Origin of the sequence: Haladaptatus halobius, assembly GCF_020618475.1 — an archaeon.
GTDB classification, from domain to species: Archaea; Halobacteriota; Halobacteria; order Halobacteriales; family Haladaptataceae; genus Haladaptatus; species Haladaptatus halobius.
This window is the reverse complement of sequence record NZ_CP085340.1, coordinates 225,933-251,814: the sequence shown is the minus strand read 5'-3', so window position 1 is coordinate 251,814 and position 25,882 is coordinate 225,933. Positions and strand designations below refer to the sequence as shown.

The window sequence follows — 25,882 nt, the reverse complement described above, 5'->3', positions numbered from 1 at the left end:
TGTGGAAGTGTGTCACAAGAACAAAGGGGACACTGGCCGTCTCTCTACCCATGCCTGGAACAGTAACCGAGAAGCTCATCGAGGACCATCTCGTCGACGGCCAGATGGAGCCGGGCGAGGAGATCGCAATAGAGATCGATCAGACGCTCACGCAAGACGCCACCGGGACGATGGTGATGCTCGAACTCGAGGCGATGAACGTCGAGCACCTCGAAAGCGAGCTCTCCGCACAGTATGTCGACCACAACCTGATTCAGGAGGACAACAAGAACCCCGACGACCATCTGTTCTTGAACAGTGCCTGCGAGAAGTGGGGTGTCTGGTACTCGCCTGCCGGAAACGGGGTTTCACACCCCGTCCACCAGGAGCGGTTCGGCGTGCCAGGCAAGACGCTGCTGGGGTCAGACTCGCACACGCCAGCTGCGGGTGCGATGGGGATGCTCGCAATCGGCTCCGGCGGCCTTGACATCGCCATGGCGATGGCCGGCGAACCCTACCATGTGAACGCACCGGAGGTCTGGGGCGTGGAGTTGCGCGGCGAACTGCCCGACTGGTGTAGCGCCAAGGACGTGATTTTGGAGATGTTGCGCCGCCACGACGTCGACGGTGGCGTCGGCCGCGTTATCGAGTATCACGGCCCCGGGCTGGACACACTGACCGCGATGGACCGCCACGTGATCGCTAACATGGGGACCGAGCTCGGTGCGACCAGCACGGTGTTCCCGGCCGACGACGCCGTGAGACGGTTCCTCGCCCAACAGAAGCGCGAGGACGCGTTCCGGGAGTTGCGCGCCGACGACGATGCCAAGTACCACGTGACAGAGACGATTCACCTCGACGAGATCGACCCGTTGATCGCCAAGCCGTCCAGCCCCGGCAACGTCGTTCCGGTGGCAGACGTGGCGGGTGAGGACCTCTATCAGTCGTACATCGGGTCCAGCGCGAACCCAGGGCTTCGGGATTTCGCAGTGCCGGCGATGATCATGGACGGGGAGCGCGTTCCGTCGGCGGTCAGTTTCGACGTGAACCCTACCTCTCGGCAGATGCTGGAGAATTTGACGGAGATGGGACATCTCGGTGAGTTATACGCGAGCGGCGCTCGCGTCCACCAAGCAGGGTGTAATGGCTGTATCGGGATGGGCCAGGCACCCGCGTCCGGCCGCAACAGCCTCCGAACGGTTCCACGAAACTTCCCAGGGCGTACCGGCACCCGCGAGGATAGCGTGTTCCTGTGCAGTCCCGAGACTGCGGCTGCGAGTGCGCTCACTGGTGAGATCACCGACCCGCGCACCCTCGAAGAAACGCACGGCATCGAGTATCCGGAGTGGACTGAGCCCGAGGAGATTATCGTGGACGAATCGGCGCTGAGTCCGCCGCCGGTGAACCCGGGTGGCGAACTGGAGAAGGGACCTAACGTGAAATCACTGCCGGAGTTCGAACGTGTTCCGGACGCCATCACCGGGCCCGTGTTGATGAAAGTCGGTGACGACATCTCGACAGATGAGATCATGCCCGCCGGCTCGGACGTCCTCCCCTATCGGTCGAACATCCCGAGGATCAGCGAGTGGGTGTTCGACCAGGTTGAGCAGGGCTTCTACAAGCGAGCACAGGACGAAGGGGCGCCGTGGCTGGTCGTCGGTGGGTCGAACTACGGGCAGGGGAGTTCGCGCGAGCATGCGGCTTTGGCCCCCTACTATCTGGGGATGCGGGCCGCACTGGCCGTCAGCTACGCGCGCATCCACTGGCAAAATCTTGTGAACTTCGGCATCGTGCCGCTCGAGTTCACTGATCGAAGCGACTACGACAGCATTGACCAGGGCGATACCCTCGAACTGCCCGATATTCGCGAGGAAATGCAAGAAGACTCCAAGGTCACGGTGCGCAACGCCACGCAGGATTCGACGTTTACGGCCGAGCACAGCCTGAGTCCGCGCCAGGTCGAAATTGTGCTTCAAGGTGGGTTGATCGAGGATTACAAGCCGAGTTAACCGAGAACAGTCGGGGGAACGATGTCCCTATCTCATTCACTCGGCCTCAGGATCCTGTAGGCGACTAGGTTAAATATAATCGCTTGGATTGGCAGCCAGTTCCAGATGATACGTCACGATAGAGTCTTACCTCTTTTCCGCTTATCGAGTAGTGTATGAGTCTTACTGCCGAATTCCGGCTTCACTCGTCACAACTGCCGCTGAGTGACGTGGCAGGTGCTATGCCCGATCTTACGGTCCAAATCGAAGATGATGAACAGCTCCAATCCGGCCCGTTGCTGTTCCTCATCCGTGTCACAGGCCCATCGTTCGACGGACTGGACGCTGCACTCGAAGCATCTCCGCTCGTCGGAAACCACTCTCTCATTACAAAACGCACGTGAACGCGAAGTTGAAAAACCGGTAGTTGCGCTCGGTCGAGGTCATTCGAATCATGTAGCCGACATCAGTCTTAAACAAGTGTGATGCGATTAGAGGCCACGGCCAAGCGAGACGAATACAACGTCTGGCTGACCAATGAGGAACTCGAGCACCTGTGTCACGCAGCACCCAGTCGTCCCGCGATACGTCGCCACTAACCGGCGGGCGGCGGGAGATGCATTCGCACTCTTTTACGAATTCGTTCATGAGATCGACCTAATTCACCCCAATTTTCTCGCTTGAGTCTACTACCCGACACGATTCTAGTCGGCCTACATCTATTGATTGTGGCCGCTGTGTCCGCTTAGCCCCACGAGTGAACTCGTGGGCTTCCGCTCGATTGCGTGTAACGCTATGTTCTGTCACGAGCGAACCGCTCTCTGATGGTTTCGGCGGTATCGGTGAGATGAGCTTGACCGAAGATCGTCACTACGAGTGCCCCTACCGAGTTGAACATCAGATCGCGGATCGTGTCATTGAGACCGTGTTGTGCCAAGGGCATCGTGAGCCCCGTCGTCTCGGCCGTGAAGTCCAGACCGAACTCGAGCAGTTCCCAGATGATCCCGAACGCCAGTACCACGATGAAGATGTAGGCGAACGCGAACCGGCGGGGGATGTGGATCTCGTCGCTGTGGAGGTCGATCGCCCGGGCGGCGGTGTAGCCGCCCCCGGCGATCAGGGACGCAGACATCGCGTGAGTGAGGTGGTCCCACCACACGATATGGACGTACAGGCCCCTCGCCCCGAGTATGTGCAGGAACACGGCGGTCGTGATCCACAGCCCGAGCCACGGATCCAGCGGAAGTGCGTAGTTGCGTTTCAGTATCGCGGGCAAGGCCGTAATTAGGAGCGCGATGCTGCCGTTGATGATCGCCTTCGGCTGGCCAGCGACCAGCCCGTAGCTGACGAGCCCGAGCAAGATGAGCTGCATCCCCCGAGTCAGGCGGCGTTGGTTTCGGATCGAAGGGCGGGGTAGCAAGGTCATCGTCCCACCGTCCGTCTGATCGTCCGCCAGAGCCGGCGGTCGCGCCGCCTGAAGTACACGTCGAACAAGATGCCGGCCGCGAGGCCAGCTAGCGTAACCCGGACGAATTCGCTCATCAGCGCCTCGTTCGTCGAGAGGAATCCAGTACCGAGCTGCCGGTCGAGATTCCACCGGACGATCGCCCATGCCGCGGCCGACGCCATCGTCGTCAACACGACGAACACGACGGCAAACCAGGAACTGACCTTCATCGAGGTGAACATATGAAGCTCCACGCTGATGATCAGCGCCAACCCCGCGACCGCGAGGTAGGAGGCGAACGTGCCCAGGGCGTCCCCGAACAGCCCGCGGACAAGAATTGGCAATAGTGCGAGCACGAGTAACTCCCAGGGGAGCATCACATGCCAGTCGCGGTATACTACCGGTGGGAGTAATACGACCGTGCCCGACATGGCGACGAACGTTATCCACGGATAGTCGAGATCAAGCACACTCTCGACGAATACTACCACCAGCACACCGATCAGCAGCCACGAGAGCACCGCGTTCGTCCGGCCGCTTCGGAACAACCGTTCGAGGATGTCCTCTAGTTCGTCCGAGCTAGTCGTATTACCTGATTTCTGCCCATCGCCGTTCATGTTGTGTACCGTATGACAGCGACGTTTAAATTCGCCGGCCCCCCTCATCTCGAATAGCTGCTTTATATTGATGATCTGATGCTTCTGCTGCACGCTGGAGTGGACTTGGGCGTCGCAGCGCACTAATTGGCCCTGGCGCTGGAGTTCACATCTGTCGTCCCTGGAGAGACCAGCTAGGTTCGGTACGTCCCAACTGAGTTCTTGGAAAGCTCGGTGAGTTAGCGATAGATCGTGTTTGTAACGGCTATAGACTGCAAGGACACGATATCGCAACAAGGATTTCAGCTCATCAATGGAGACGATTCTACTTCAGAAGTAGAAATGCACCTACCTCGGTACCCCTCTCTCGATCCGTGCGCAGTTCGTGGTGTGAACTTCACGCTCAAAACCGAATTCCACTTCCAAATATCCCGCGAAGAGTGTAAGCAAGGTAGAGGCCCAGACCGTGGATAACAACCTGCTCAATAAGACCTTGCAAAGTCGTGACTCCGGACATATGGATAACTAGCACATCAGAGAGAACGACGAAAAATGCGAGGCCAAACGTGAAAATCGCCCGTCGAAGGCTGAACAACAATCCCGAGCGGTTCTCAGTAGTCATATTCCGATAAATGGCTAACGTTGTTAAGTTCCTTTTCGATATCGAACAAACTCCGTCTCCTTCTGTGACCGATACGCGCTCTCTATCCAGCATGAATCCAGTTTCTGCTACATAAATCCGTAAGCGGAAGTGGAACCACCCCGGTACCCCCGAATCGATCTGTGTGATGTTCATAGTGAGAATTATGCAGTCATCACATGCTTCCATCCTCAATGACGACTCCTCACCTGCTGTGAGTCCATCGTCACAACCCTTGATAACAGTAGATGCAATTATGGTTTCTTTATTCAGCGTTCGCCATGAATTGGTGGTGGTGAGATTCGCATCTGTCTGTCGACAGACGCTTACTTGTTGACAAGGGGTGCTCTGGCGTGAAATGGTAATCTCTTGGAGTTTTAGCCGAGAAGAATTGCGAGCGCAACTACAGCGATGGTTCCAAATCCAAAGAAGTACATCACGTACTCTAATTTCGTTGCTGGCACGACCGCTGCCAAATCGGCGGGGCTTATCGAAGCACCACCGGCCTCCGACGGACTCGCCATCTGTATGCCGTCTTCGCCACCGGTGTTAGACTCTAGTCCACCGCCCGCAGGGCTCGGTCCCATGCCGGGAGCTCCGAGTAACAAAGCGAGAGCCAGAATCGCAATAGCAACTAGCACAAGCAGTACAACACCGAGTACGACGTCAAATAGACTGGCTACGAGTATAAGAGCCCCTGTCGTTACTGCTCCGCCACCGAATGCATATAGTGAGCCTCGTTGCACCAGCTTTTCTAAACCCATATGCTCGCCTATTTTCGATTCGATATAAGTTTTCTGTGGAGTGGTTCCGGCGTTTCTTGGAAATGTTTCCGGGTCTAACGCTTCTAGGAACGTTTTTATCCACTACCGACTTGACGGAAATACGGAAACGGGAAAATTCCCATTGCCGCCTAAAATCACATTTTCGTGGCAGATATTTAGCGTGCCAACTGTCGTCGATTTCGACGATTGAATTCGGCTGCTCCGAACAATCGGAGACAAATAGTCTATATTCTTATATTTATCCCTGTTTCAAGATGCGTGATTGATTGTATAACCGAAGTAGAACGTGCGACGGCGGTAAGGTTGATTTCTCAAAATCGGTGATTTTGGGTGGTTGACTTCCTGTGGGCAGTATATGCGGCAGTGAAAATGGGTGGGTCGTCGCCTCTATGAAGCATATTTTGTCCATCGCTCGATTAGTCCGCGATTGACGTTGAGACGAAACTTCAGCTTGGCGTGCGTCTCTAGGAACGATATGGAACAGACCCAGCAGTCGCGATTCTCGGCTAACTGGCCGAGAAACACGACTCCAGAAAATAAGCGGCAGTGTCTTCAACTACTGTGTCGCCTTCGATGAAGCACGGAGGCTGTTTCTGCCAGCGAGCGCCTGACTAACTCTACCCCGTCTGGATTGCAGGAATCCTCATGTCTGCAGCCATATTCTACATCGGTGTGTTTGTAAACAATACAACTGGATTCTTACTACAGGGAGCCGGTCTAGGCGGTACGATTCTCTTCGCTCGACTTGCTGGCCAGAAGATTGGATCCTACTGGTGGACAATCATTGCTCTAACACCACTGTTGGTCCTGTTAAAGTTCTCCGTTCCTTTCTGGCACCGGTACACCTTCTCCCCCTACTGGCTTTCCTCTGCCCTCGAACATATGATCGAAGTTGTCGGGTTTATCGGCATTCCGTCGCTGTTCTTTTTCCTCTACCTTGGGCCACTATTCCCGTTCGCTCTCTTTTTCGACGCACAACGAATGCAGGACGCGGACATCCCTTGGAATCCGTCCCCGGTTTTGTATGGTATCCTCGGCGTGCCGGTGGTTGGTCCGGCACCAGGTGATATTTTGAGGCATCTCTCAGAACCGTGACCGACCCGGGCTCGTAGACGAGGTTGAACCCGTGCTGGTCCGTTCCGACGTCCTCGATCGGATACGCAAACCCGACTGACTCGATGCGAGTAATCTCCGGAACCATACGATATCAAAAATCACTACCTAAATAAACATGAGTGGTTTGTGTTCGCATTCCTATGGGAATTTCAGAGAGTGTGGTGTCGTTCCTACCACCACGGCGCGATCCAGATCGAGAGCTACCTTTTCCGACGGCGTTGAAAGGACCGTCCACCGGAGGGTTCATCACGCCCTGGAGTAACTGTTTGTATCATGACACGGCACATCGATACGAATGCCAGCGAAGATCCTTCGCTTTTCGGCACTGTATCGCTCGTCGAGCCGACGACGATCTCACCGGACTTTGGTATCGGGAGCGAGGTGTGAGTCGATGCGGTTCGTCGATACGCACACTCACGCGTGGGGTCCGGACACGTCCGAACTCCCGTGGCCAGTCGAACTCCTTCCACCGGGGTGGGAGGGCGCGTACACGGGTCACGACCTCATGGTGGACATGGACGAGGCCGGCGTGGACGAGAGCGTCATCGTCACGACTCCGCTTTACGGCCGCGGCGTTCGCGCAAACGAGTACACGATGCGTGCCATCGAAGCATATCCCGACCGCCTGTGGGGGGTCGGACTCATGGACCTCTTCCGGGACGATCCTGAGACCGTCCGTGCCGATCTCCGCCGGGTCATCGGCCACGAACGGATGCTCGGCGTCAGGATGCACGCCTGTCTCGAGTACGAAGAGCATTCGAGCGACCTTGACCGAACCGCCGATTGGATCCTCGACGACGCCCTCGAACCGGTGTGGACGGAAGCGGCCGCGCTGGACACGTCGGTGTTTGTCTTCCCGAAGGCGGAGCAGCTCTCGATGATCGAGACGCTCGCCGGTCGATACCCCGACGTGTCGATCGTCGTCGATCACATGGCGTTCCCCGACGAGAAGACCGAGCCGGATGCGTCGTCGTGGACCGACTTCCAGGGGCTCGCGGACCACGAGAACGTCGCCGTCAAGGTGAGTTCGCTTCCGCGATCCAGCGAAACGTCGTGGCCGTACAAGGACCTCTGGGACTACGTTAGGCACCTCCTCGACTGGTTCGGGCCGGAGCGACTCATGCTGGGATCCGACTACCCGTGGATGGACAACTGGGCGACCTACGAGGAGTGCCTCTCATGGACCGAAGAGGTCCCGTTCCTCTCCGCGCGGGACGTCTCGTATCTCGCCCACCGAACCTTCGAGGAGGTCCACGAGTCGTAAGGACGGTCAATCAATCCAGGGGACGTCTTCGTAGAACTCCCTGATCCGATCGAAGCCAGTCAGTGCCGACACCGCCCCCGGCTGCGTCGTGGCGACGGCTCCTGCGGCGTTCACGAGCGCCAGAGCGGTTTCGGCGTATCGAACGCCGTTCGTGAGCGAAGCGATGAATCCCGCGAGGAACGCGTCGCCCGAACCGGTGGTATCGACAGCGTCGACGTCGTAGCCGTCGTGGCGTCCCCAACCCGGAATCGGACTGTCGTCGATTCCGTAAGAGAGTGCGCTCTCGTCACCAAACGTTAAAACAACGGTGTGTGGACCGCGTGTGGCGACCGCTCGAACGAGGGCTTCGGGATCGTCGGTATCGAAGCCGGCGACGGCGAGGTCCCCCGGCGTCGCTTTGACGACGTCGACATTGTCCGCTACTGTTCGTTTCCACCGTGACGGCTCCCGTTAGCGGCAGGTTCTCGTTCGACGCAGTCTCGCTATCCACCTGCCTCAGACGCAGCAATGGAGCAGAAGGATGCGAAAATTAACTCGGGTGTATTTGGTTCCGATTGTTCAGGAGGGCACTGGTGAATCGCTTGACGGCGTCGTAACGAACTGTTAGGACTAGGCAGTTGGAGCAGGAAAGTGCAGGTGCTTGATTTCAAAACCTCCAGCTTCACGAAGAAGGCGGTGACGTTAACTAAAAAATGCTGTTGGTGGCCGAGGCGAATCCGCCGCCCTGGACGGTGGCACGCGTTATGCGCGTGATCGATGAGCCTCGGTACCGCCAACGGTCGATGTGTGAGACCGTCCTCTCGTCGATCAAGCGCACGATCGGCGACGCCGTGCGTGCGCGAACCTGGTACAAGGTGAGTTTCGTGAACTCGTTATGATGTGTATCGTTCACAACATCAAACAGATCGTGAACCAATGAAATCAAACGCTATATGGCAATTAACCAGGTCCTCCATGAGCAACCTTTATGTTTGCTCCCTCTGAATTCATCTTTCGTATGGTAGTCAATAACAGGCGCAGGCTACTTAAGATGGGCGGTGCAGCACTCACCACACTGCCGATCGCAGGGTGTAGTAGTTTCGGTGGCGGTAGCGGTGGGGGCGGGAAGAAACTCAAAAAGGTTGGTATGACGGCGTACGTTCGGGGCGGTGCCTGGATTACCGCGTACATCGAGGCGGCCAAATTCTACGCAAAGGATCTCGGTATCGAACTCGAGGTTCGACCGAACCAACAGAGTGCATCGAAGCAGGTACAGGACATACGCGACTTCGCAAACGGCGGTTACGACGCCATCCTCATCGGCGTCTGGTCCACCGGCGCCGCAAAAAGCGCGATCAATCAGGCGATGGACAGAGGTACCCCGGTGTTCGCCACGAACGCCGACACTGCCAGCGAGAAGATCCCGCTGTACGTCGGCTTCAGTAACTACGACGGAGGCAAGAGTTCGGCCGAGCAGATGCTCAAAGCCCTCAAGGAACAGTATCCGAACAAGGACAAGTGGCGCGTACTCAATGTCCGTGGTGTCCAGGGGAACCAGTCCGCGAACCAGCGCTCGCAAGGATTCCTCGACGTGATGAAAAAAGAGAGTAAAGTCGAGGTCGTCACGACGCTCAACGGCGAGTACGCTCGTGACGTCGCACAGTCGAAAGTCCAACAATGGATCAACTCCAACGGTCGCGTTGACGGAATCTACTCCGGCAACCTCTCGATGGGGCTGGGCGTCGTTCAGGCGCTTCGTAACCAGGATATGCTGGTGCCGAAGGGCAAAGAGGGGCACGTCGTTCTGACGCAGATGGACGGCAGCCCCGAAGTCAACCCGCTCGTCGGGAAAGGCATGATCGACGCCGCAGTCGACCAGCCCAACTACTTCTACAACCCTATCGCGATGTACTACATGAAAAAGTACGTCGAGGCCGGGAACGATCAGAGCGTGATCCCGAAAGTCGATTCTGAAGTCACCTCCGACGACCTGAACATCAAGGCCAGTAAGCACAAGAGCGTCCAGATGTGGTCCGAACCGATCTGGGAACCCGGCATCATACGCGAACAGAACGGTCACCCGTGGTTCCGGACGAACAGCATCGTCATTACGCAGAAGAACTACGATCAGCCGTACCTCTGGGGCAACGTCTGGGGCTGAAGCCGATACAAAGGAACTCCATTATTACAATGTCCACAGAACAAGGATACGTCGGGCGAGTGTTGGGGGACAGAGATGAAATAATATTGACATTACTCGACAACATGATATGGCCGATTTTGGCCCTCGTCATCCTCGGTGTCCTGATATTCGTACCGCAGGCGCTCAGGAACCTGGAGGCCATTCGGTTGATCCTCTGGGCCTCCGTTCCGATCGGACTGTTGGTTCTCGCGGAGAGTCTCTGCCTGCTCTCGGGGCACTTCGACCTCTCGATCGGGTCGATCGCCGGGTTCTCGTCCATGTTCACGGGCATGGTTCTCGGGACCTGCCCCAGCTGCTGGAGCATCTCCACGAACCCGTGGCTCGGCTTCGGGCTCATCCTCGCCACCGGGGCGACGATCGGTCTCGTCAACGGGATCATGATCGCCAAGGTCGGGCTCAATCCGTTCCTCCAGACGCTCGCGTTCCTCATCATCTTCGAGGGTGCAAAAACGGCGATACAGACGCAGCCAGTGACCGGACTGCCGCAACTGTACGTTTCGGTCGGCGCAACGCCGAACTTCGCGATCGGCGTGCTACTGTTCGCGTTCCTCCTGTTCGGGCTGGTACTGCGGTTCACCTCGTTCGGTCAGTCCGTGTACGCGCTGGGGAGCTCCGAGAAGTCCGCCCGCGAGGTCGGGATCGACACCGAACGGCTCATAATCGCCGTCTACACGATCAGTGGAATTCTCGCAGCGATCGCCGGACTGATGCTCACCGGATTCGTCGGCGTTGTTCCGCCGCTCATCGGTGAGGGACTGGTGTTCCAGGCGTTCGCAGGGGCGGTCATAGGCGGTATCAGCCTGTTCGGCGGTCGAGGGAAAGTCACCGGTGCCCTCGGTGGTGTCGTCCTCATTCAGATCATCCAGTCCGCACTGAACAACAGCTCCGCGGTCAGCGCAACACAGATTCAAATGGTCAACGGATTCGTTCTACTGGTCGCAATCTTGCTGTACAGCACGCAAGCCAAACTCAGGGCTCGCATCCTCGCGAGTGGTGCCGTATGAGCGTCGAAGATAATCCCTCGGCCGGCCAGGAGACCGCAACGGGTGACGAGCCCGGTGGAACGGCCACTCCGAAAATCCGCGCCGAGAACGTCACCAAGCAGTTCGGCCGTATCATCGCCGTCGATGACGTCACGCTCGATATTCAGCCCGAAGAGATCTTCGCGCTGGTCGGTGACAACGGTGCGGGTAAGTCGACGCTAATGAACATCCTCAGCGGCGTCCATGACCCGACCCAGGGTACCATCTACATCGACGGTCAAGAGGTCCACTTCTCGAATCCATCCGACGCACGTGCGAACGGCATCGAGACCGTGTACCAAGATCTCGCGTTGATGAACGACCTGGACATCGCGACGAACATCTTCATGGGGCAGTTCCCCAAGCGCAGAGCCGGCCCGCTCAAGTTTATCGACTGGGACACTACGTACGAGCGCGCCGAGCAGATCATGATGGACCAGCTCGGACGCGACGTCGACATCAAGACCGAAGTGGAGTTCCTCTCGGGCGGTCAACGCCAACTGGTCGCGATTGGTCGGGCGCTCGCGTTCGACCCGGACGTCATCATTCTCGACGAACCGACGAGCGCACTGTCGGTCGACGCAACGCGACTCGTCCAGAACACCCTCGATCGGCTCTCCGAAGAGGGAATCACAATCGTCATCGTCAGCCACAACATCGAATCCGTCCTCGAACACGCCGATCGTATCGGCGTCCTGTATCAGGGTCGGCTCGTCGACATCCTCGAACCGAGTGAGACGGGACTCGAAGAGTTGAACGACCTGATGACCACGGGGACGCTCGACGCCGGTCTGCTCGACGACTAATCGAAGAGTTTCGTTTTCGACGACACGTACGTTTACGGTCGATTACGACGATGGATAGAGTATGCCGAAACCAGAACTCGTCGTCGACATCGCCTGTGAGACTGGAGAAGGACCGCTCTGGCACCCGGATGAGGAATTGCTCTACTGGTGTGATATCCCGAAGGGACGTGTCTATAGGTATGACCCCGCGACCGACGATCACGAACTCGTCCACGAGGACGAAACTGAACGTATCGGCGGGTTCACGTTCCAAACCGACGGGTCTCTCCTCCTGTTTCAGGAGGCTGGCGCGGTCCGACGACTCGATCAGGACTCCGGGACGGTCGATCCCGTCACAGAATCCGACCCGGATCGATTCCACGAACGGTTCAACGACGTGATCGCGGACCCCGAAGGTCGGGTCTTCGCCGGCGTAATGCCCGACATGGAGCGTAACCTTCCCGGCCAACTGTATCGCCTCGATACCGACGGCACGTTAGAACTCGTTCGCGAGGAGTGCGTGCTTCCCAACGGCATGGGATTCACGCCGGATCTCACGAACCTGTACTTTACCGACACCGGCGAGATCGAACCGACCTGTCCGGGCTACATCTACCGCTACGACTACGACAGGGCCTCGGGGGGACTCTCGAACCCCGAAACCTTCCTCGACGCGTGCGACATCGTGGGACTGCCCGATGGGATGACCGTCGACGCCGAAGGCCACGTCTGGTCGGCGTTCTGGGACGGGCACAAACTGATCCGGTTCGGCCCCGGCGGAGGGCACGAGACGACCATGAAGTTCGATCCGCGGAAAGTCTCGTCGATCACGTTCGGCGGTAACGACTACGAGACCGCCTACGTGACGACTGCATGCGTCGAGACTCGCGAAACTGAGGGCGAGAGGGCGGGAAGCCTCTATCGCGTCGACCTCGGAGTGACGGGACGCGAGGAATTCAGATCGGACGTCAAGGTCTGATTGAAGGAGATCGTCAGATCGTCCCGACTCCCTGTCTGCCCGTACCTACGACCTATCTGCACGCACCTGTTCGCGAAGCCCGCGCATGTAGCCGATGACAAAGAGTCGGCCGTTCGTGTGATAGCCAGGGTTCGAGTTGTCCTCGCCGGCCATCGTCGGGACGTGGTCCGGCCGCATCGGAACGTTGTCGTCGACGTGCTCCTCGTAGGCACGCATCGCCGCCAGCATGTCCGTTGGGCCATCGTCGTGCCACGTCTCGACGAATCGATCGGCGTCGCCTTCGACGTCGCGGAAGTGAACGAAGTTGATGCGATCACCGAAGTGCTCGATGGCTTCAGGGATGTCTACGCCCATCGCCGCGAAGCTCCCCTGACAGAACGTGACGCCATTGTACTCGCTGTCGTACGCGTCGAGGACGCGGTCGTAGGCTTCGACGCTGTCGACGATTCGGGGGGTGCCTCTGAGCGAGCGGCGGGGCGGATCGTCCGGGTGCAGACCGAGTTTCACGCCGACTTCCTCGGCAACCGGCGTCACTTCCCGAAGGAAGTGTTCCAGCGCTTCCCAAACGTCTTCGTGCGTCGCGTTGGCGGTATCGGAGGTGGGACCGCCCTGTACTTTCGCGAGGTCGAACTCCGTGACGTAGGACCCACCCCGCGATTCGACGTGGGCGGCGGTTCGAGCCCACCGAACGCCGGCCATCCAGTCGTAACAGACGACCGGAATGCCGACCTCCCCACAGTTCCGGAGGAACCGCTTGAACACCTCGATGTCCTCGTCGCGGCCCTCGCGACCCAGTCGAACACGGTCGGAGATGGGAACTGATCCCTCGAGGATGGCGAACTCCAGTCCGGCGTTCGTGAGCCAGTTGTAGAGTCCCTGGAGGTCGTCGTAGGTCCAGTAGGTGCGCCCGTCACCGATCTCGAGCGGGTGGATGACCGCTTTTTCCACGCCCATCTGGGTCGCGAGCTGCCAGCGTTCGTCGGGCTCCGGCGGGAGGATGAGTGCAGGCGAAACTATACACAACGTGTATCCGCTACGGTACTAATATCCTCGGACCGACGCGGGCGTGACGCCCGATGAACGGCGCTAGCGCACCTCGCGTGAACCGGGTCGAATTCCGTATGACCGGTCGAAGCACCCGGCGTAACACTCATGCGTTCGGTTGGAGTCGTTGTGGGCATGGCAGCCGAAACAGAGCGAGCCGTCTACGTTCAGCGACTCGATCCCGACCAGCGTGAGGCGTACGTCGAGGCCCACGACGACGTCCCGGACGCCGTGACCGACACGATGGAACGGGGTGGCCTCACGGAGTTCGAACTCTACGTTCGCGACGACATCGCGGTCTGCATTCTGGAGTGTGTCGATCTCGACGCGTACCACGACGCGGTCGACGGCGACGAGGAGGTCGCAGAGTGGGAACGGTACACGGGCCAGTTTAAGAAGGAAGGCGTCGACGTCGACGCCGATCCCGAATCCGGTATTCCGTTCATGGAGTGCATCTGGCGATTCGACCCCGAGAAAGCGTGACCCGCGAAGGCGCCGGGGGAACCGTTCGACTGACCGGTGGTATTTTCTCGACGGCATACGAAGGCCACCCTGGTGGATACTTCACTTGACACCATCGTTCTCGCGATCGGTCCGCGAGACGACGACCGACTGGATCGACTTGCACGGGTGGTACTGCAGGTCGCGAAACCGACCGACGTGACGGTTATTCTCACTCATGTATTCAGCAAAAAACAGTTCGACGAGGTCGCAGAAGAACTCAACTACCCGAAAGCGACCGAAGAGGACGTCGACGTCGTACTGGAACGTCACCAGTCGATCCGGCACCTCGAGGAACTGTTCGATGAACACGACGTCGCACACGATGTCCGCGGCGTCGTTGGAACCGTCGCCGAGAGTACCAACAAGATCGCCGAAACGAACGACGCGGACCGCATCGTCATCTCGGGTGGCGATCGATCGCCCGCTGGCAAGGCCATCTTCGGCAGCACGGCACAGAACGTCTTCCTCGGGTCTCCCTGTCCGGTGACGTACGTCAGGTCGCAATCCAAGTGACTCCGACAGGGCGGATCACAGCCCCTAACCGGTTGGCAACTACTCCGGTGCACCGATTGAGGTGAAGAGCGAGCGGCGACGATCGACGAGGGTGAGGTTTAGTGCCCCCAGAGGTCTCCTTCGGGATTGTATCGTGCGTTCATGATGCGGTCCCACTGCTCGTCGGAGAGCGAGACCTCCGTCGCGGCGACGTTCTCTTCCAACTGTTCGGGGGTACGCGCCCCGACGATCGGAATACAGGTGATCTCGTCCCACTCCATCAGCCACCGTAGCGACACCTGGGCGGGCGTCGCGTCTACCTCGTCTGCGACCTCGCGAACGACGTCCAGTACCCTCCAGCCGCGTTCGGACACGTACCAGTCGCCGAAGAAGTCGTCGAACGCTCCCCGAGTTCCGTCCGGAGCCTCCACCGCCTCAGGGTCGTCCCGATCAACGCGCTCGTACTTGTCGGTGAGGAACCCCCTCCGCGAGCGGCGAGTACGGACAGACCGCGATGTCCTGATCGGCATAGACGTCGAGGTACTCCGCCACGTCCCCGTAGTAGCCGGCGTGGTGGAGCGGTTGCGTGACGTCGAAACGCTCCCAGCCGTTAACGTCGGATTTCCAGAGCGCCTTCGTGAGCTTCCAGGCGGCCATCGTGCCCGCGCCAAGGTGGTTGATCTTGCCCTCGCGAACGAGGTCGGAAAGCGTCGACAGCGTCGTCTCTATCGGAACGTCGTCGTCCCAGCGGTGGATGTAGTAGAGGTCGAGGTAGTCCGTTCCCAGTCGGTCGAGCGTACCATCGATCTGCGTCCGGATGTGCTTACGTCCGAACCCCGAGTCGCTTGGGCCGGGATCGCCCCATCCATCGAAGAGAAAGTACACCTCCAAGGCGATGACGAAGTCCTCGCGGTCGTGATCGTCGAGCCAGTCACCGATGTACTCCTCGCTGGTTCCGTGATGCGTCCCGTAGACGTTCGCCGTGTCAATGAAGTTGATTCCGTGTTCCCACGCGGCGTCGAGCAGATCGTGTGCGTCCTCTCTGTCCGTTTCGACGACGCCACCGGTCTCTTTCCCGAAGCGCCACGTTCCGAAACAGATGGACTTAATTCCGATGTCGGTGGTCTTCCGGCAATTACCCGGATTAGACGGACGTGGGCTACTGGAATTCGGGAACGACATCGTCGCCGAACAGTTCCATGGTGTGCGTGTCGGGGAAGTCGAGGAACATCAACTGGAGCTTGTCGAAACCGAGGTCGCGGATGCCTTCGATCTGCGTCGCCACCTGCGACGGCGTGCCGATGAGCATGCTGCCTCGGTCCCGGGCGTCCTCGGCGTCGGTCAACTGCTGGTCCTCCATGTCGGACTCCTCGCCCCACGGGAGTGGGAAGATATCGTCGACGGCTTCCTCGACGGCGGTCTCGCCCTCGCGAACGAGCACGTGCGCCAACCAGGATCGTTCAACGTCGTCGGGATCTCGTCCTTCGTTTTCGAGGTAGTCGTCGAACTTCTTTACCTTGAACTCGATGGGCTTGCCCCGCGCTCTGGCGCTGATCTCGACGTTCCACTCGTCCGCGTGGCGTGCGATGAGTCTGAGCATCCGGGGTCCAGCACCGCCGATGACTATCGGTGGGTATGGTTCGCTCACGGGCTTTGGATTGTTCAGCGCCTCGTCGATGCTGAAGTGATCGCCCCGGAACGTCGGGACGTCTTCGGTGAACATCGCTTTCGCGATCCGGACGCTCTCTTCCAGCATCTCGATCCGCGTCTCGATGTCCGGGAAGTCGAACCCGTACGCATGATGTTCTTCCTCATGCCAGCCGGCGCCGAGGCCGAGGCGGAGCCGTCCCTCGGAGAGGATGTCGACCGTCGTCGCCATCTTCGCCAGCAGGGCCGGGTTCCGATATGTAATAGATCCTACAAGTGATCCGATGTCGACGTCGTCTGTTCGTTCTGCGAGGGCACTCAACAGCGTCCACACCTCGTACTCTTCGGCTTTGGGCCCGAGCATGAAGTGATCGGGCGCCCAGAGACCCTCCAACCCTGCATCTACCGCAGTATCTACCCCGTTCATCACGGTGTCACGGTCGACAGTTTTGAGCATCGGAGTGTCCCGGTGAACGCCTGCTCCAGCGTAACACTGGACCATCCAGTCAAACTGCATACGATGCCTCTGCTTGCAACGCGAATAATTGTTTGGGGGTGAACCCACCGGAACGATCGAGACGAGTCGGAGACGGCGTGGATAGATTATTGCAGTTGCCCGTCCCTTTGTCCGTATGAGCAAACCAGCACAGACGGAATTATGTGACCGTTACGAGCGGCTGTATCCCGGTGCCGTCGTCGACGTGCTTGACGATCGCGGTATGGAAGATCAGACCGTGTTGGCCGACGTTTCGCCGCTCCGTGACGAAATGACGACCGCCGGCATCGCCTTCCCGGTCGTCGGTCGCCCGAACCGGTCCATTGACTCCGACGAGAACATGCGCAACATCCTCCGAATGCTCGGCGACGCGCCCGAAGACAGCGTGCTCGCGTACCAGACGAACGACAACGTTGCCGCCCACCTCGGCGAACTCTCGGTCGTCGCGTTGACCGCGCAGGGTGCTCGGGGAGCGGTCATCGACGGTGGCGTACGGGACGTCTCGCACATCCTCGAAGAGGAGTTCCCGGTATTCTCACGCTACCGGACGCCAGCGGACGCCGTTCCCCGGTGGGAGATCCTCGACTGGGGGGAATCGGCCGTCATCGGTGGCGTCGAAGTCCACGCCGGCGATGTCGTCGTCGGTGACGTCGACGGCGTCGTGGTCGTCCCCGAATCCGTTCGCGTCTCGGTCCTCGAAGAGGCCGAAGAACTCGCGGGTACCGAGAACGAGGTTCGCGACGCCGTCCGATCGGGAATGGCGCCGATCGATGCGTATGACGAGTTCGGCGTGTTCTGAAATTTCGGGCGTGACGAGATTCTCGGGTGATGCCGAGACTCACAGCCCGCTGTGTGTGAGCCACCCGCCGTCGACTGGGAGGTTCGCGCCGGTGATGAACCCCGCTTCCTCGCTGGCGAGGAAGACGGCCGCATCGCCGATGTCCTCGGGGAGACCAAAGTGCGGAAGCAGCGTCTGCTCTTTCGACTTCTCCATGCCCTCTTCGGTAACGATGTCTTGCAGCGGCGTCTCGATGTAGCCCGGATTGATGCAGTTCACCCTGACGTTGTCGTCGCCGAGTTCCATCGCGAGGTCGCGCGTCATGTTGACCACGCCACCTTTCGCAGCCGCGTACGGCGGCCCGCCGCCGCCTTCGAAGCCGCGAACGGAGCCGATATTGATGATTTGTCCCTCGCTCTCTTTGAGGTGCGGGATCGCATACTTCGCACAGTAGAAGGCACCGCTGAGGTCGATGTCGATCGAACGCTGCCAGTCCTCGACACTCGTCGTCTGAGAATCCCCCACGATCTGAATGCCGGCGTTGTTGACGAGCACGTCGACGCCCTCGTACGTGTCGACCGTGGTTTCGACCATGGCAACGACGCTCTCCGGATCGCCGACGTCCGTCTCGACGTACGTCGCGGTTCCCGACGTCTCCTTGCGGACGAGTTCATCGGTCGGTGTGGTCACATCCGTGTCGTACTTCTCGCCCTGTTTCGGCTCTCTTCGGGGGTCGGCGACGACCACTTTCGCGCCCTCTTCCCCGAAGCGTTTCGCGATGCCACGGCCGATGCCGCTCGCCGCACCGGTAACGATGACCGTTCGGTCGGTGTGCCTCGCTGCTTCCATACCCCTTTACTCAGAGGCCACCGACTTAATTCTAGTTCGAGGGATCGGGTCGTCGTCGAGAGCGCACCGTCACGTGTCTCGTTCGTGGTGGATTGCCGTGAGCATCCCGTTCAGATAGCCGACGGCGTTGGCGCGGTCTCGGTGTTCCAATCGGAATCGCTTTCCACGTGTGGGACGTGATCGGGAATGATCATTCCTTCGAATCCGACCTCGTCCAGCAGTGATAGGATCTCGTAGGCGTCGTAGTTCCCTTGATCGATGAACGTCTCGTTGAAGCGCGGGACGATCCCGTCGACGTCCCGGAAGTGAACGGACAAAGCGGATCGATCCGGCGGTGTCTCGTAGAATGCGTGCAAGGAAGCGAGAGAATCAGTCCGCCCCTTCGAACGCCTGCATCGCAACCCATGCGTTGTTGAGTGGGTGGTACCCCGGCTCGACCGCGACGTTCCGGTTCGGGTCGTCGCGGTCGTGCTCGCGGGTCAGGCGCTCATACCAGTTCCCGTGTCTCGGGTTGACGAAGTTGGTCTCCGCGTGCTCCCAGAGCCGGTCGTACCACTCCAGATACGATTCGTCGTAGGTTCCAAGCAGTGCGGCCGCACCGATGGCTTCGGTGTGTGCCCAGCTGTACTTGTCGCTCACCACCGGATCCCCGTCCTCGTCGACAGTGTAGTAGAATCCGCCGTACTCGTCGTCCCATCCGATGTCGATCGCCGCTTCGAACAACTCCTCCGCTCGATCCACGAGCGACTTCTCCGGCTGGTGCTCGTGCAGTACGAGCAGGAGTTTGGCCCACTCGGCGTGGTGGCCGGCCATGTACCCCCACGGGCGGAACTGATGGGTGGGTTGGTCCCGATTGTACTCGAAATCGGGCTCCCACGACGACGTGTAGTGCTCCCACAGCAGGTCGTTCATGCCGTCGGTATCGTCCGATCGGATGTTGTCGGCGATCGCGGTCGCCCTGTCGAGGAACACCTGCTCCTCGGTGGCCTCGTACGCCGCCAGCAGTGCTTCGAGGGTGTGCATGTTCGCGTTTAGTCCGCGATAGGACTCGACGTGTGCCCAGTCTTCGGACGCCTGATCAGCACACAGTCCGTACCTCTCCTCCCAGAATCGGTCTTCGATGACGCCGAACGCGCGATCGAGTTCAGTTCGAGCGCCGTCAATTCCGGCTTGCAGAGCTCTCGCGGCGGCGAGAAGGACGAACGCGTGTCCGTAGCAGTATCGCGTCGCGTCGACGGTGTCTCTCCCCTCCAGCAGCCAATCGTAGCCCTCGTGGAAGTCGTCCCAGTGGTGCGTCGAGAGCGACTGCAACCCCCACTCCGCTGCCGTCCGACACCACACTGGCCCATCGAGCATCGTGCCCACGCTGAAATTGTGAACCGCTCGCGCGTTCGCCACGAGGTGTTTCGTCCGCGAATCGTACACGTGGCCGTCTCGCTCGTCCAACTGAGCGATAATTCCACCATAGTGTATGTCGAGGATGTCTGGATAATAGAAATTGAGGACTTGGATGATCTGATTGCGGAGCACCGCTGGATTCCTGAACCGGGAGTCAGCCATAGGTGGATTGAATTTCGAGACTAACAAATAGTTTCTGTAGCGTCGGTTGCGGTCGCTGCGACGTTCTACCGGTCCAACAGGAACCGTATCACCAGCAGTGTCACGTCTCCAGTGACCATGCGGCCCTCCCCGCTGGACGAGAGCAACCGTGATCGAAGAAGTGTAATAAGATACCAGACTGACATCATCCCACGCCTAAAGGCGCAGGCCTCTCACCCGGTGTTGGCCGGGCAGATCAATCCTGACGGTTGAGAGTTTATGGTTTGCTGGACTGTCAGTGGCTCTGCTACGAAGCCGTTACTCAACCATGACATAGAGTTTAGATCACTGGGGGACGCAGTCGACCGACTGCACGCCAATGGGATACTCAACTCTCGGCAGGGCACAGTCGCGGCCAGCAACCAGACCGGTCCAGAGAGGCACATGCTGGATCACCTGCTCGTTAGCGATTGTACTCCCCTGTCGACGGTTGCGTTGAGAATTCCGAGAGTCATGAGTTCACATCCCGAAAGCTATTGAGCGCGTACGCCCACGTCTCGTCGCCGAGCACGAGGAACACCAGCGCTGCACCCAATAACATGATGCCCTTCTGGAAGTGCTGCATCTCGTTTTCTCGTTGTTCCTCCGGAACGGCCCAGAAGTCGTGCATCATCGGTGTCACGAGGAGGAAGAACACCGCCTCGAAGGCGTCGCGGGACTCCGATCGCCCAACAACCTCTGACCGGGCAGTCTAGGCAGGGTGGCGCACTACTTGTTACGGTCCTGTCGCAGTGCGATGTGGTTGCCATCCGGGTCGGATGTCTCGGCGCGCAGGCCAAACTCATACTCGACTGGGGCTTCGCCGTCGAACTTGACCCCCTCGGACCGCATGCGCTCGACGTCCTTGCGAAGGTCGTCGTATTCGAGAAAGACGAGTCCGGGAAGGAACTCCTCGGTCGTGGACTCAGGCCTCTATGGCGTGCCGGGCCAGAGCAGGATCTCATGCCGGTCGCCTGGGGGGGCAACGGTCAGCCAGCGCCCAAAGGGTCCGTTCACATCGTCGTGCTTCTCCAGGCCTAGCTTTTCGTAAAAATTGAGGGCGCGATCCTGGTCCGACACGAACAGGGTCGTGTGCCTTGTGTACTTAACCATCCTTGTTTACCTCGGCCCTGTGCAAGTTGCACGGAATTCATTGAACTTGCGGTCAAGTTCCATAGACCCCGACATGCGCGCGGACACGACCTTCACCGGGGTCAGTACCTTGCCGAACTCCTGTCGCATCATCCGGTAGTGGGACTGCATTTCGGGTCCATCGGGCTTCTCGATCAGCTCTAGTCTCGGGTTCATGCGGTGCTCTCCTCCGCAGCAGTACTCGGTACACGCGTCAGCACGCCGTATTTTACGAGACGATTCACATCGACGCGCGTCGGCGATTCCGTTTCGATCACAGATGCCATGGGAGGCATGGGTCTACTACGCTGGGCGAGACCACGGATTTGCGCGTGAATGGATTCACCTTTTTAAGTCACCCGCGAGTCTGTTAAACCACTCGTCAGCCAACTCTAACGTATATGGCTCGTGTACACCTGAAGCTGAATGCTACAGCGACCGACATCTGGCTGACTGTCATCTCGACCGACTTCCCGGACGCCGAGTTCAGGATACTGTCGAGTCATCCCGTGGACGATGGCATGGTCGCCATTGACGAAATAACGATGTTAGACGGGAACGCTATCGCTCGTCGGTACGACGACGCACCGGAGGTGCGCTCGTCCGAGGTGATCCATTCCGACGTGGGGATGGTGCAAATTCAGTACGTGGCAGAGGTACCGGAGTTGTATGAGGTGCTTAGCGCGACAGGGACCCTCCCACGATTTCCCGTCAGTATCCGGGATGAGTGGTTGTCCATCGAGCTAACTGCCTCACTGGAGCAGTTGGGGGAGTTCACCACCGAGTTAGCGGCGGCTGACATCCCGTATCAGATCGTGTCGTTAACCCAATCATACGATTCAAACGGACTTCTGACCGAACGCCAGCGGGAGGTCATCACTGAAGCGGTTGAACGCGGCTACTACGACAGCCCTCGCGGCTGTACGCTCATCGAGCTTGCAGAAACGTTTGAGGTCAATCAATCGGCGGCTAGTGGCGTTCTGCATCGGGCTGAAGGCCGGATTATCAAGGAGTTCATCTCATAGGCGCGGCATAGAGAGACGAATCGAGGGAGCCGGGAGTGAAGTCAATCCTAATCATACTAACTTCTGAAGTTGGCTAGGTAGGATTCGTCACGCATAGACACCTGCGAAATTTAGCTTGATGGCCCAAATTTCGCGATAGACGGTGCGTTAGAATCCTCATTTGTCACTCTTCGGATTAATTGGCATCAAAAGGATTCCCGCCAATCCAAGCGATTATATCTGACCTAGTTGCCTACAGGAAGACACGCTAGAGGATATAGATCAGGAGGCATCAGAACACGGCGACACACGGTCAGAATACATCCGGGACGTGCTCGAAACACGAGTAGAACACGAAAACGAACACGGAGATGGCGAGTGCATCCCGATTGACAAACACGAGCGACTACAGCAAGAACACGACGAACTGCAAACCGAAGTCGAACGACTACGACGAGAAAAGCGCCAAGTGCTCGCGCAGCGCGAAGAGAACCAAGAACTCAAACGCTACGTCGAAGACGAACTTTCGTGGCGTGAGCAAACGTTGGCGACACGACTCCGCTGGTGGATCTTCGGCAAAGAGGCCGAGTAACCTATCCATCCGTGGTTTGAGAGACCAACTTTGATTTTCACGGTTCCATTGTCCCCGATAGCCCTTTCCAATGCGAGTGCCATGACTCATCTATGACAACGATTGCGGAGTTCTCTATCCCAGCCGAGCAGTTCGCACTTCGAGAAACGCTCAGCCGTCGCCCGCACCTCAAATTCGAGATCGACCGCGTCGTCGCCCACGACACGGCGCGCGTCATGCCATTTGTTTGGGTATTGGGTGAGGGACTGGAAGATCTAACCGCAATACTTGACGCCGACCCGAGTGTCAAGCAGGTCGAGTTGCTCACTGAGACCGACGAAGAACGGTTTTATCGGCTCGAGTGGGCCGATGAAGCGCGAATTATTGGGCACATGGTCATCGAGTGCGGTGCCACTGTCCAGCGGGCGATCGCCGCCGCCGACGAGTGGACACTGCGCGTGCTGTTTCCCGAGCGCAGCGGCGTCTCGGCAATCCATGACTTTGCTAGGAAGCATGGCCTCGATCTCGACGTCGACCGGCTGTACAATGTCGATACCGCCCGACGTGTCCGATTTGGACTGACTGAAAGCCAGCACGATACGATCGTCGAAGCCTACAAACGTGGGTATTACACCATTCCACGCGAGACCGATGCGGTCGAACTTGCTGCCGAGCTCGACATCTCCCATCAAGCGGTCGGTGAGCGTCTCCGCCGCGCGACAGCGAACATTATCGAAAACACACTGTTGGTTGACAAAGACGGAGTGTAGTAGCCACTGCCCTGCTTTTTCCCGCCCGCAACGATATTAACCAACACTGGTGGGGTACCTACCGTGTTCTGTTGGTTACGACTTCGAATACTCCAACCTTACTCTCCGACCAAACGGTGCGCCCGCTAATCCCAGCGCCATCGTTGACGTGTCCGTGACGGTAAGGAATGTCGGAAACCGCCGTGGTACCGACGTGGCTCACGCTTACCTCTCACAGGCGTACGACTCGGTCATCTACCCGGATGAGCAACTCATCGACTTCGAGCGTGTCCAACTCGACTCAGGAGAGAGCCGACGGGTCACCATTGAGGCACCGCTGTCGACGCTGATGGTTGTTCCAGGCGATATAGCCGGAGACATGACCCAAAAGTACTCGAACCTGGAAAGTACGCCGTCCGGTTCGTGACCTGACCGAGACGTTTACCATTGGCTCTGGCGGGTACGACGATTGGGAATGAATGGAACAGCACGAAGACGATGACCGGTAACGAATTGCTCACTGCATATTGCACAACTGCACCTCGTCCAGTTTTTTGAACCTCGGTGTCTCCGTCGTGCAGAAGGAAATAATGACTCGTAAGGATGAAATATAAAGAATCAGTGATTAGATTTATAACGTTTAAATATTATATGCTAATATGGAAGAACTTGAAGAAAAAGGCGACGATGGCCTCATTGACCAGCTCCGTCTCCCCCTTGATCGTCGTTCGATGATGCGCAGAACGACGGCACTCGGAACCGGTGCGGGATTGTTTAGCGGAATATCGACTGGTGCCTCGAAGCGGTCTCGTTCGGCTGGCAAGCGTCCGGCCGATCCTGCAATCGCCAATGATGTTCGTAGGGAATTCCTTCGTGCGTGGAAAGAGTACAAAGAACACGCATTCGGCCACGATCGACTTAAGCCCCTCTCCGAGACGTATGACGAGTTCTTCCTCGAAGATGAGTCTCTCGGGCTGACGATCATCGAGAGTCTCGACACGATGTATCTAATGGGACTCGACGAGGAACTCTCGATTGCCGTCGAATGGATTGAAGAGAATCTCACCTTCGATTACGACCAAGAAATCCAGGTCTTCGAGGCGACAATTCGACTCGTCGGCGGGCTTATAGCGGGCTATAAGGCGACCGAAAACGAGACGCTGTTAGATCTCGCCCAAGATCTTGCGGATCGACTCCTTCCGGCGTTCGAGAAGTCACCGACTGGGATGCCGTATCGGTTTGTGAACCTTCGGACAGGCGAAGTCAGTAGCGGCTTCTTTGACAACCCCGAAAACTTCATGGCTGAAATCGGCACCCACATCGTCGAGTGGGGCGAACTGTCCGAACTCGTCGGCGACGACAAATACTACAACGCAGCGAAGAACGCTCTTCAGGCGGCCTATGAACGCCGCTCGAATCTCGATTTACTGGGCGCTACAATCAACGTGGAAACCGGGGAATGGACAGACACCCTCGCCCGTATTGGCCCGCCCGTCGACTCGTTTTATGAATACCTTTGGGATGGATGGGCCCTCTTCGGCGATTCTGACCTCTTGGAGTGGTATAGCGTCCTGCTAGACGGGATTTTCGACCACCAGGCGGAGTGGTACAATGACTATCTTTGGTTCAAGCGAGTGGATATGAATACCGGTGAACTCGGTGATAGACAGCAAAGCGAACTCTCTCAATTCTTCGCTGGCCTCCTCGTCGAGTCCGGACAGCCTGACCTCGGCGGCGCCTATCACGACTCCTGGACGCAGGTTCACGAAAAATTCGGATTGCCACCGGGACAGATCAATTACAGCGATCTCTCTGCCGTGTGGCCGTCGTGGTATCTTCGTCCGGAGTACCTCGGCCCGGCACTCCTCCTCTATGACGAAACCGGAGACGAGGTGTACCGTGACCGTGCCTACCGTCACTATCAGCAGATGAAAACGCATTCGCAGGTAGAGAACGGCTATACCGTTATCGAGGATGTCACCACGCGTCCGATGGAGCGGGGTGACCTCACGATGGGCTACTGGTTCTCCGAGAATATGAAGTACTTCTATCTACTGTTCGCCGAACCCGACCGGCTTGATCGAGACAATTACTATCTTACGACCGAGGGGAACGTTGTTCGCGGACTCCAGTAGCGCATCTAGCAATTGGTTTTTCAGTTTCGGTTCGTAAGCTGCTTGGAGTTGGCGGTGTACCACCTAGGAGCTGAAAATGCAAGTGGATCGCCTCAGGGTTGAGTAGTTCGAGACGCTGGAG

Annotated in this window: 26 protein-coding genes and 4 pseudogenes; 18 read left to right on the top strand and 12 right to left on the bottom strand. The window is 58.3% G+C overall.

Features of this window, described 5'->3' with window-relative positions:
- Nucleotides 1–50: 50 nt before the first annotated feature.
- Both LIW51_RS34590 and LIW51_RS34585 read left to right on the top strand, forming a co-directional pair.
- On the top strand, nt 51–1,988 hold the full coding sequence (locus LIW51_RS34590; protein ID WP_227380527.1) for an aconitate hydratase: 1,938 nt from the start codon (nt 51–53) through the stop codon (nt 1,986–1,988).
- Between the two features lie 221 nt (nt 1,989–2,209).
- Nucleotides 2,210–2,371: a hypothetical protein gene (locus LIW51_RS34585; protein ID WP_227380526.1), complete on the top strand. Its 162-nt coding sequence runs from the start codon at nt 2,210–2,212 to the stop codon at nt 2,369–2,371.
- Nucleotides 2,372–2,760: 389 nt separating this feature from the next.
- Here the strand turns inward: LIW51_RS34585 and LIW51_RS34580 are convergent, their stop codons facing one another.
- The 3 genes from LIW51_RS34580 to LIW51_RS34570 all read right to left on the bottom strand — a co-directional run bounded on the left by LIW51_RS34580 (nt 2,761) and on the right by LIW51_RS34570 (nt 5,237).
- Nucleotides 2,761–3,369 (bottom strand): DUF2238 domain-containing protein, encoded by a 609-nt coding sequence (locus LIW51_RS34580; RefSeq protein ID WP_227380541.1) that lies wholly within the window; start codon nt 3,367–3,369, stop codon nt 2,761–2,763.
- A 20-nt stretch (nt 3,370–3,389) separates the two neighbouring features.
- Entirely contained in the window at nt 3,390–4,031 is a 642-nt protein-coding gene (locus tag LIW51_RS34575) for a hypothetical protein (RefSeq protein WP_227380525.1), read from the bottom strand.
- A gap of 996 nt (nt 4,032–5,027) precedes the next feature.
- Entirely contained in the window at nt 5,028–5,237 is a 210-nt protein-coding gene (locus LIW51_RS34570) for a hypothetical protein (protein ID WP_227380524.1), read from the bottom strand.
- An 843-nt stretch (nt 5,238–6,080) separates the two neighbouring features.
- Here LIW51_RS34570 and LIW51_RS34560 point away from each other — a divergent pair.
- Together LIW51_RS34560 and LIW51_RS34555 are read left to right on the top strand one after the other, a co-directional pair.
- Nucleotides 6,081–6,530 (top strand): hypothetical protein, encoded by a 450-nt coding sequence (locus tag LIW51_RS34560; protein WP_227380548.1) that lies wholly within the window; start codon nt 6,081–6,083, stop codon nt 6,528–6,530.
- Nucleotides 6,531–6,942: 412 nt separating this feature from the next.
- The gene (locus LIW51_RS34555) at nt 6,943–7,815 is read left to right on the top strand and encodes an amidohydrolase family protein (protein ID WP_227380523.1); all 873 of its coding nucleotides are present in this window, start codon (nt 6,943–6,945) and stop codon (nt 7,813–7,815) included.
- Nucleotides 7,816–7,821: 6 nt separating this feature from the next.
- Here LIW51_RS34555 and LIW51_RS39715 read toward each other — a convergent pair.
- Nucleotides 7,822–8,181: pseudogene (locus LIW51_RS39715) on the bottom strand (carbohydrate kinase family protein); the annotation flags it as partial.
- Between LIW51_RS39715 and LIW51_RS38900 the strand changes: the two are divergent.
- The 6 genes and pseudogenes from LIW51_RS38900 (at nt 8,125) to LIW51_RS34525 (ending at nt 12,783) form a co-directional block, all read left to right on the top strand.
- On the top strand, nt 8,125–8,256 hold the full coding sequence (locus LIW51_RS38900) for a hypothetical protein (protein ID WP_255767725.1): 132 nt from the start codon (nt 8,125–8,127) through the stop codon (nt 8,254–8,256). The pseudogene LIW51_RS39715 and the gene LIW51_RS38900 overlap by 57 nt on opposite strands.
- Before the next feature lie 311 nt (nt 8,257–8,567).
- A pseudogene (locus LIW51_RS34545) lies at nt 8,568–8,734 on the top strand (transposase); the annotation flags it as partial.
- A 78-nt stretch (nt 8,735–8,812) separates the two neighbouring features.
- Nucleotides 8,813–9,955, top strand: a complete 1,143-nt coding sequence (locus LIW51_RS34540) for a sugar ABC transporter substrate-binding protein (protein ID WP_227380522.1) — start codon at nt 8,813–8,815, stop codon at nt 9,953–9,955.
- An 86-nt stretch (nt 9,956–10,041) separates the two neighbouring features.
- Nucleotides 10,042–11,001 (top strand): ABC transporter permease, encoded by a 960-nt coding sequence (locus LIW51_RS34535; RefSeq protein WP_227380521.1) that lies wholly within the window; start codon nt 10,042–10,044, stop codon nt 10,999–11,001.
- Complete coding sequence (locus LIW51_RS34530) at nt 10,998–11,825, top strand: ATP-binding cassette domain-containing protein (protein WP_227380520.1); 828 nt, start codon at nt 10,998–11,000, stop codon at nt 11,823–11,825. Before LIW51_RS34535 ends, LIW51_RS34530 begins: the two co-directional genes overlap by 4 nt.
- A gap of 61 nt (nt 11,826–11,886) precedes the next feature.
- Nucleotides 11,887–12,783 carry an SMP-30/gluconolactonase/LRE family protein gene (locus LIW51_RS34525; RefSeq protein ID WP_227380519.1) on the top strand — a complete coding sequence of 299 codons (897 nt, stop codon included), beginning with the start codon at nt 11,887–11,889 and terminating at the stop codon, nt 12,781–12,783.
- A gap of 45 nt (nt 12,784–12,828) precedes the next feature.
- On the opposite strand, the gene LIW51_RS34520 is transcribed toward LIW51_RS34525, so the two are convergent.
- The gene (locus tag LIW51_RS34520) at nt 12,829–13,737 is read right to left on the bottom strand and encodes a mannonate dehydratase (RefSeq protein ID WP_438267502.1); all 909 of its coding nucleotides are present in this window, start codon (nt 13,735–13,737) and stop codon (nt 12,829–12,831) included.
- A gap of 225 nt (nt 13,738–13,962) precedes the next feature.
- On the opposite strand from LIW51_RS34520, the gene LIW51_RS34515 reads away from it, so the two are divergent.
- Together LIW51_RS34515 and LIW51_RS34510 are read left to right on the top strand one after the other, a co-directional pair.
- On the top strand, nt 13,963–14,310 hold the full coding sequence (locus LIW51_RS34515; protein ID WP_227380518.1) for an L-rhamnose mutarotase: 348 nt from the start codon (nt 13,963–13,965) through the stop codon (nt 14,308–14,310).
- Between the two features lie 72 nt (nt 14,311–14,382).
- Nucleotides 14,383–14,844 carry a universal stress protein gene (locus LIW51_RS34510; RefSeq protein ID WP_227380517.1) on the top strand — a complete coding sequence of 154 codons (462 nt, stop codon included), beginning with the start codon at nt 14,383–14,385 and terminating at the stop codon, nt 14,842–14,844.
- A gap of 98 nt (nt 14,845–14,942) precedes the next feature.
- Here LIW51_RS34510 and LIW51_RS34505 read toward each other — a convergent pair.
- Nucleotides 14,943–16,005, bottom strand: a pseudogene (locus LIW51_RS34505) (aldo/keto reductase).
- Nucleotides 15,983–16,987 carry an LLM class flavin-dependent oxidoreductase gene (locus tag LIW51_RS34500; RefSeq protein ID WP_227380516.1) on the bottom strand — a complete coding sequence of 335 codons (1,005 nt, stop codon included), beginning with the start codon at nt 16,985–16,987 and terminating at the stop codon, nt 15,983–15,985. Before LIW51_RS34500 ends, LIW51_RS34505 begins: the two are co-directional and overlap by 23 nt.
- Before the next feature lie 115 nt (nt 16,988–17,102).
- Here LIW51_RS34500 and LIW51_RS34495 point away from each other — a divergent pair, with 115 nt between their 5' ends.
- A complete protein-coding gene (locus LIW51_RS34495) occupies nt 17,103–17,765 on the top strand; it encodes an RraA family protein (protein ID WP_227380515.1) in 663 nt (220 codons plus the stop codon).
- Nucleotides 17,766–17,804: 39 nt separating this feature from the next.
- Here the strand turns inward: LIW51_RS34495 and LIW51_RS34490 are convergent, their stop codons facing one another.
- The 5 genes and pseudogenes from LIW51_RS34490 to LIW51_RS39710 all read right to left on the bottom strand — a co-directional run bounded on the left by LIW51_RS34490 (nt 17,805) and on the right by LIW51_RS39710 (nt 21,284).
- On the bottom strand, nt 17,805–18,593 hold the full coding sequence (locus tag LIW51_RS34490; RefSeq protein WP_227380514.1) for an SDR family NAD(P)-dependent oxidoreductase: 789 nt from the start codon (nt 18,591–18,593) through the stop codon (nt 17,805–17,807).
- Nucleotides 18,594–18,703: 110 nt separating this feature from the next.
- On the bottom strand, nt 18,704–18,910 hold the full coding sequence (locus tag LIW51_RS34485) for a hypothetical protein (RefSeq protein ID WP_227380513.1): 207 nt from the start codon (nt 18,908–18,910) through the stop codon (nt 18,704–18,706).
- Nucleotides 18,911–18,962: 52 nt separating this feature from the next.
- Entirely contained in the window at nt 18,963–20,153 is a 1,191-nt protein-coding gene (locus tag LIW51_RS34480) for an AGE family epimerase/isomerase (protein ID WP_227380512.1), read from the bottom strand.
- A gap of 490 nt (nt 20,154–20,643) precedes the next feature.
- A complete protein-coding gene (locus LIW51_RS34475; RefSeq protein WP_438267500.1) occupies nt 20,644–20,829 on the bottom strand; it encodes a hypothetical protein in 186 nt (61 codons plus the stop codon).
- 71 nt (nt 20,830–20,900) lie between these two features.
- A pseudogene (locus LIW51_RS39710) lies at nt 20,901–21,284 on the bottom strand (VOC family protein).
- Nucleotides 21,285–21,703: 419 nt separating this feature from the next.
- Here LIW51_RS39710 and LIW51_RS34465 point away from each other — a divergent pair.
- The 5 genes from LIW51_RS34465 (at nt 21,704) to LIW51_RS34445 (ending at nt 25,761) form a co-directional block, all read left to right on the top strand.
- The gene (locus LIW51_RS34465) at nt 21,704–22,327 is read left to right on the top strand and encodes a helix-turn-helix domain-containing protein (protein ID WP_227380510.1); all 624 of its coding nucleotides are present in this window, start codon (nt 21,704–21,706) and stop codon (nt 22,325–22,327) included.
- A 310-nt stretch (nt 22,328–22,637) separates the two neighbouring features.
- Nucleotides 22,638–22,898: a hypothetical protein gene (locus LIW51_RS34460; RefSeq protein ID WP_227380509.1), complete on the top strand. Its 261-nt coding sequence runs from the start codon at nt 22,638–22,640 to the stop codon at nt 22,896–22,898.
- A 92-nt stretch (nt 22,899–22,990) separates the two neighbouring features.
- On the top strand, nt 22,991–23,647 hold the full coding sequence (locus tag LIW51_RS34455) for a bacterio-opsin activator domain-containing protein (protein ID WP_227380508.1): 657 nt from the start codon (nt 22,991–22,993) through the stop codon (nt 23,645–23,647).
- A 154-nt stretch (nt 23,648–23,801) separates the two neighbouring features.
- Nucleotides 23,802–24,053: a fibronectin type III-like domain-contianing protein gene (locus tag LIW51_RS34450; RefSeq protein ID WP_227380507.1), complete on the top strand. Its 252-nt coding sequence runs from the start codon at nt 23,802–23,804 to the stop codon at nt 24,051–24,053.
- Between the two features lie 232 nt (nt 24,054–24,285).
- On the top strand, nt 24,286–25,761 hold the full coding sequence (locus LIW51_RS34445) for a glycoside hydrolase family 47 protein (RefSeq protein ID WP_227380506.1): 1,476 nt from the start codon (nt 24,286–24,288) through the stop codon (nt 25,759–25,761).
- Nucleotides 25,762–25,882 lie beyond the last annotated feature (121 nt).

Excerpts from the sequence above, each read along its gene's own strand:
- LIW51_RS34590 (WP_227380527.1), top strand. The coding sequence starts at position 51 with ATGCCTGGAACAGTAACCGAGAAGCTCATCGAGGACCATCTCGTCGAC.
- LIW51_RS34585 (WP_227380526.1), top strand. The coding sequence starts at position 2,210 with ATGCCCGATCTTACGGTCCAAATCGAAGATGATGAACAGCTCCAATCC.
- LIW51_RS34575 (WP_227380525.1), bottom strand. The coding sequence starts at position 4,031 with ATGAACGGCGATGGGCAGAAATCAGGTAATACGACTAGCTCGGACGAA.
- LIW51_RS34570 (WP_227380524.1), bottom strand. The coding sequence starts at position 5,237 with ATGGGACCGAGCCCTGCGGGCGGTGGACTAGAGTCTAACACCGGTGGC.
- LIW51_RS34560 (WP_227380548.1), top strand. The coding sequence starts at position 6,081 with ATGTCTGCAGCCATATTCTACATCGGTGTGTTTGTAAACAATACAACT.
- LIW51_RS34555 (WP_227380523.1), top strand. The coding sequence starts at position 6,943 with ATGCGGTTCGTCGATACGCACACTCACGCGTGGGGTCCGGACACGTCC.
- LIW51_RS34540 (WP_227380522.1), top strand. The coding sequence starts at position 8,813 with ATGGTAGTCAATAACAGGCGCAGGCTACTTAAGATGGGCGGTGCAGCA.
- LIW51_RS34530 (WP_227380520.1), top strand. The coding sequence starts at position 10,998 with ATGAGCGTCGAAGATAATCCCTCGGCCGGCCAGGAGACCGCAACGGGT.
- LIW51_RS34525 (WP_227380519.1), top strand. The coding sequence starts at position 11,887 with ATGCCGAAACCAGAACTCGTCGTCGACATCGCCTGTGAGACTGGAGAA.
- LIW51_RS34520 (WP_438267502.1), bottom strand. The coding sequence starts at position 13,737 with ATGGGCGTGGAAAAAGCGGTCATCCACCCGCTCGAGATCGGTGACGGG.
- LIW51_RS34515 (WP_227380518.1), top strand. The coding sequence starts at position 13,963 with ATGGCAGCCGAAACAGAGCGAGCCGTCTACGTTCAGCGACTCGATCCC.
- LIW51_RS34500 (WP_227380516.1), bottom strand. The coding sequence starts at position 16,987 with ATGCAGTTTGACTGGATGGTCCAGTGTTACGCTGGAGCAGGCGTTCAC.
- LIW51_RS34495 (WP_227380515.1), top strand. The coding sequence starts at position 17,103 with ATGAGCAAACCAGCACAGACGGAATTATGTGACCGTTACGAGCGGCTG.
- LIW51_RS34490 (WP_227380514.1), bottom strand. The coding sequence starts at position 18,593 with ATGGAAGCAGCGAGGCACACCGACCGAACGGTCATCGTTACCGGTGCG.
- LIW51_RS34480 (WP_227380512.1), bottom strand. The coding sequence starts at position 20,153 with ATGGCTGACTCCCGGTTCAGGAATCCAGCGGTGCTCCGCAATCAGATC.
- LIW51_RS34465 (WP_227380510.1), top strand. The coding sequence starts at position 21,704 with ATGGCTCGTGTACACCTGAAGCTGAATGCTACAGCGACCGACATCTGG.
- LIW51_RS34455 (WP_227380508.1), top strand. The coding sequence starts at position 22,991 with ATGACAACGATTGCGGAGTTCTCTATCCCAGCCGAGCAGTTCGCACTT.
- LIW51_RS34445 (WP_227380506.1), top strand. The coding sequence starts at position 24,286 with ATGGAAGAACTTGAAGAAAAAGGCGACGATGGCCTCATTGACCAGCTC.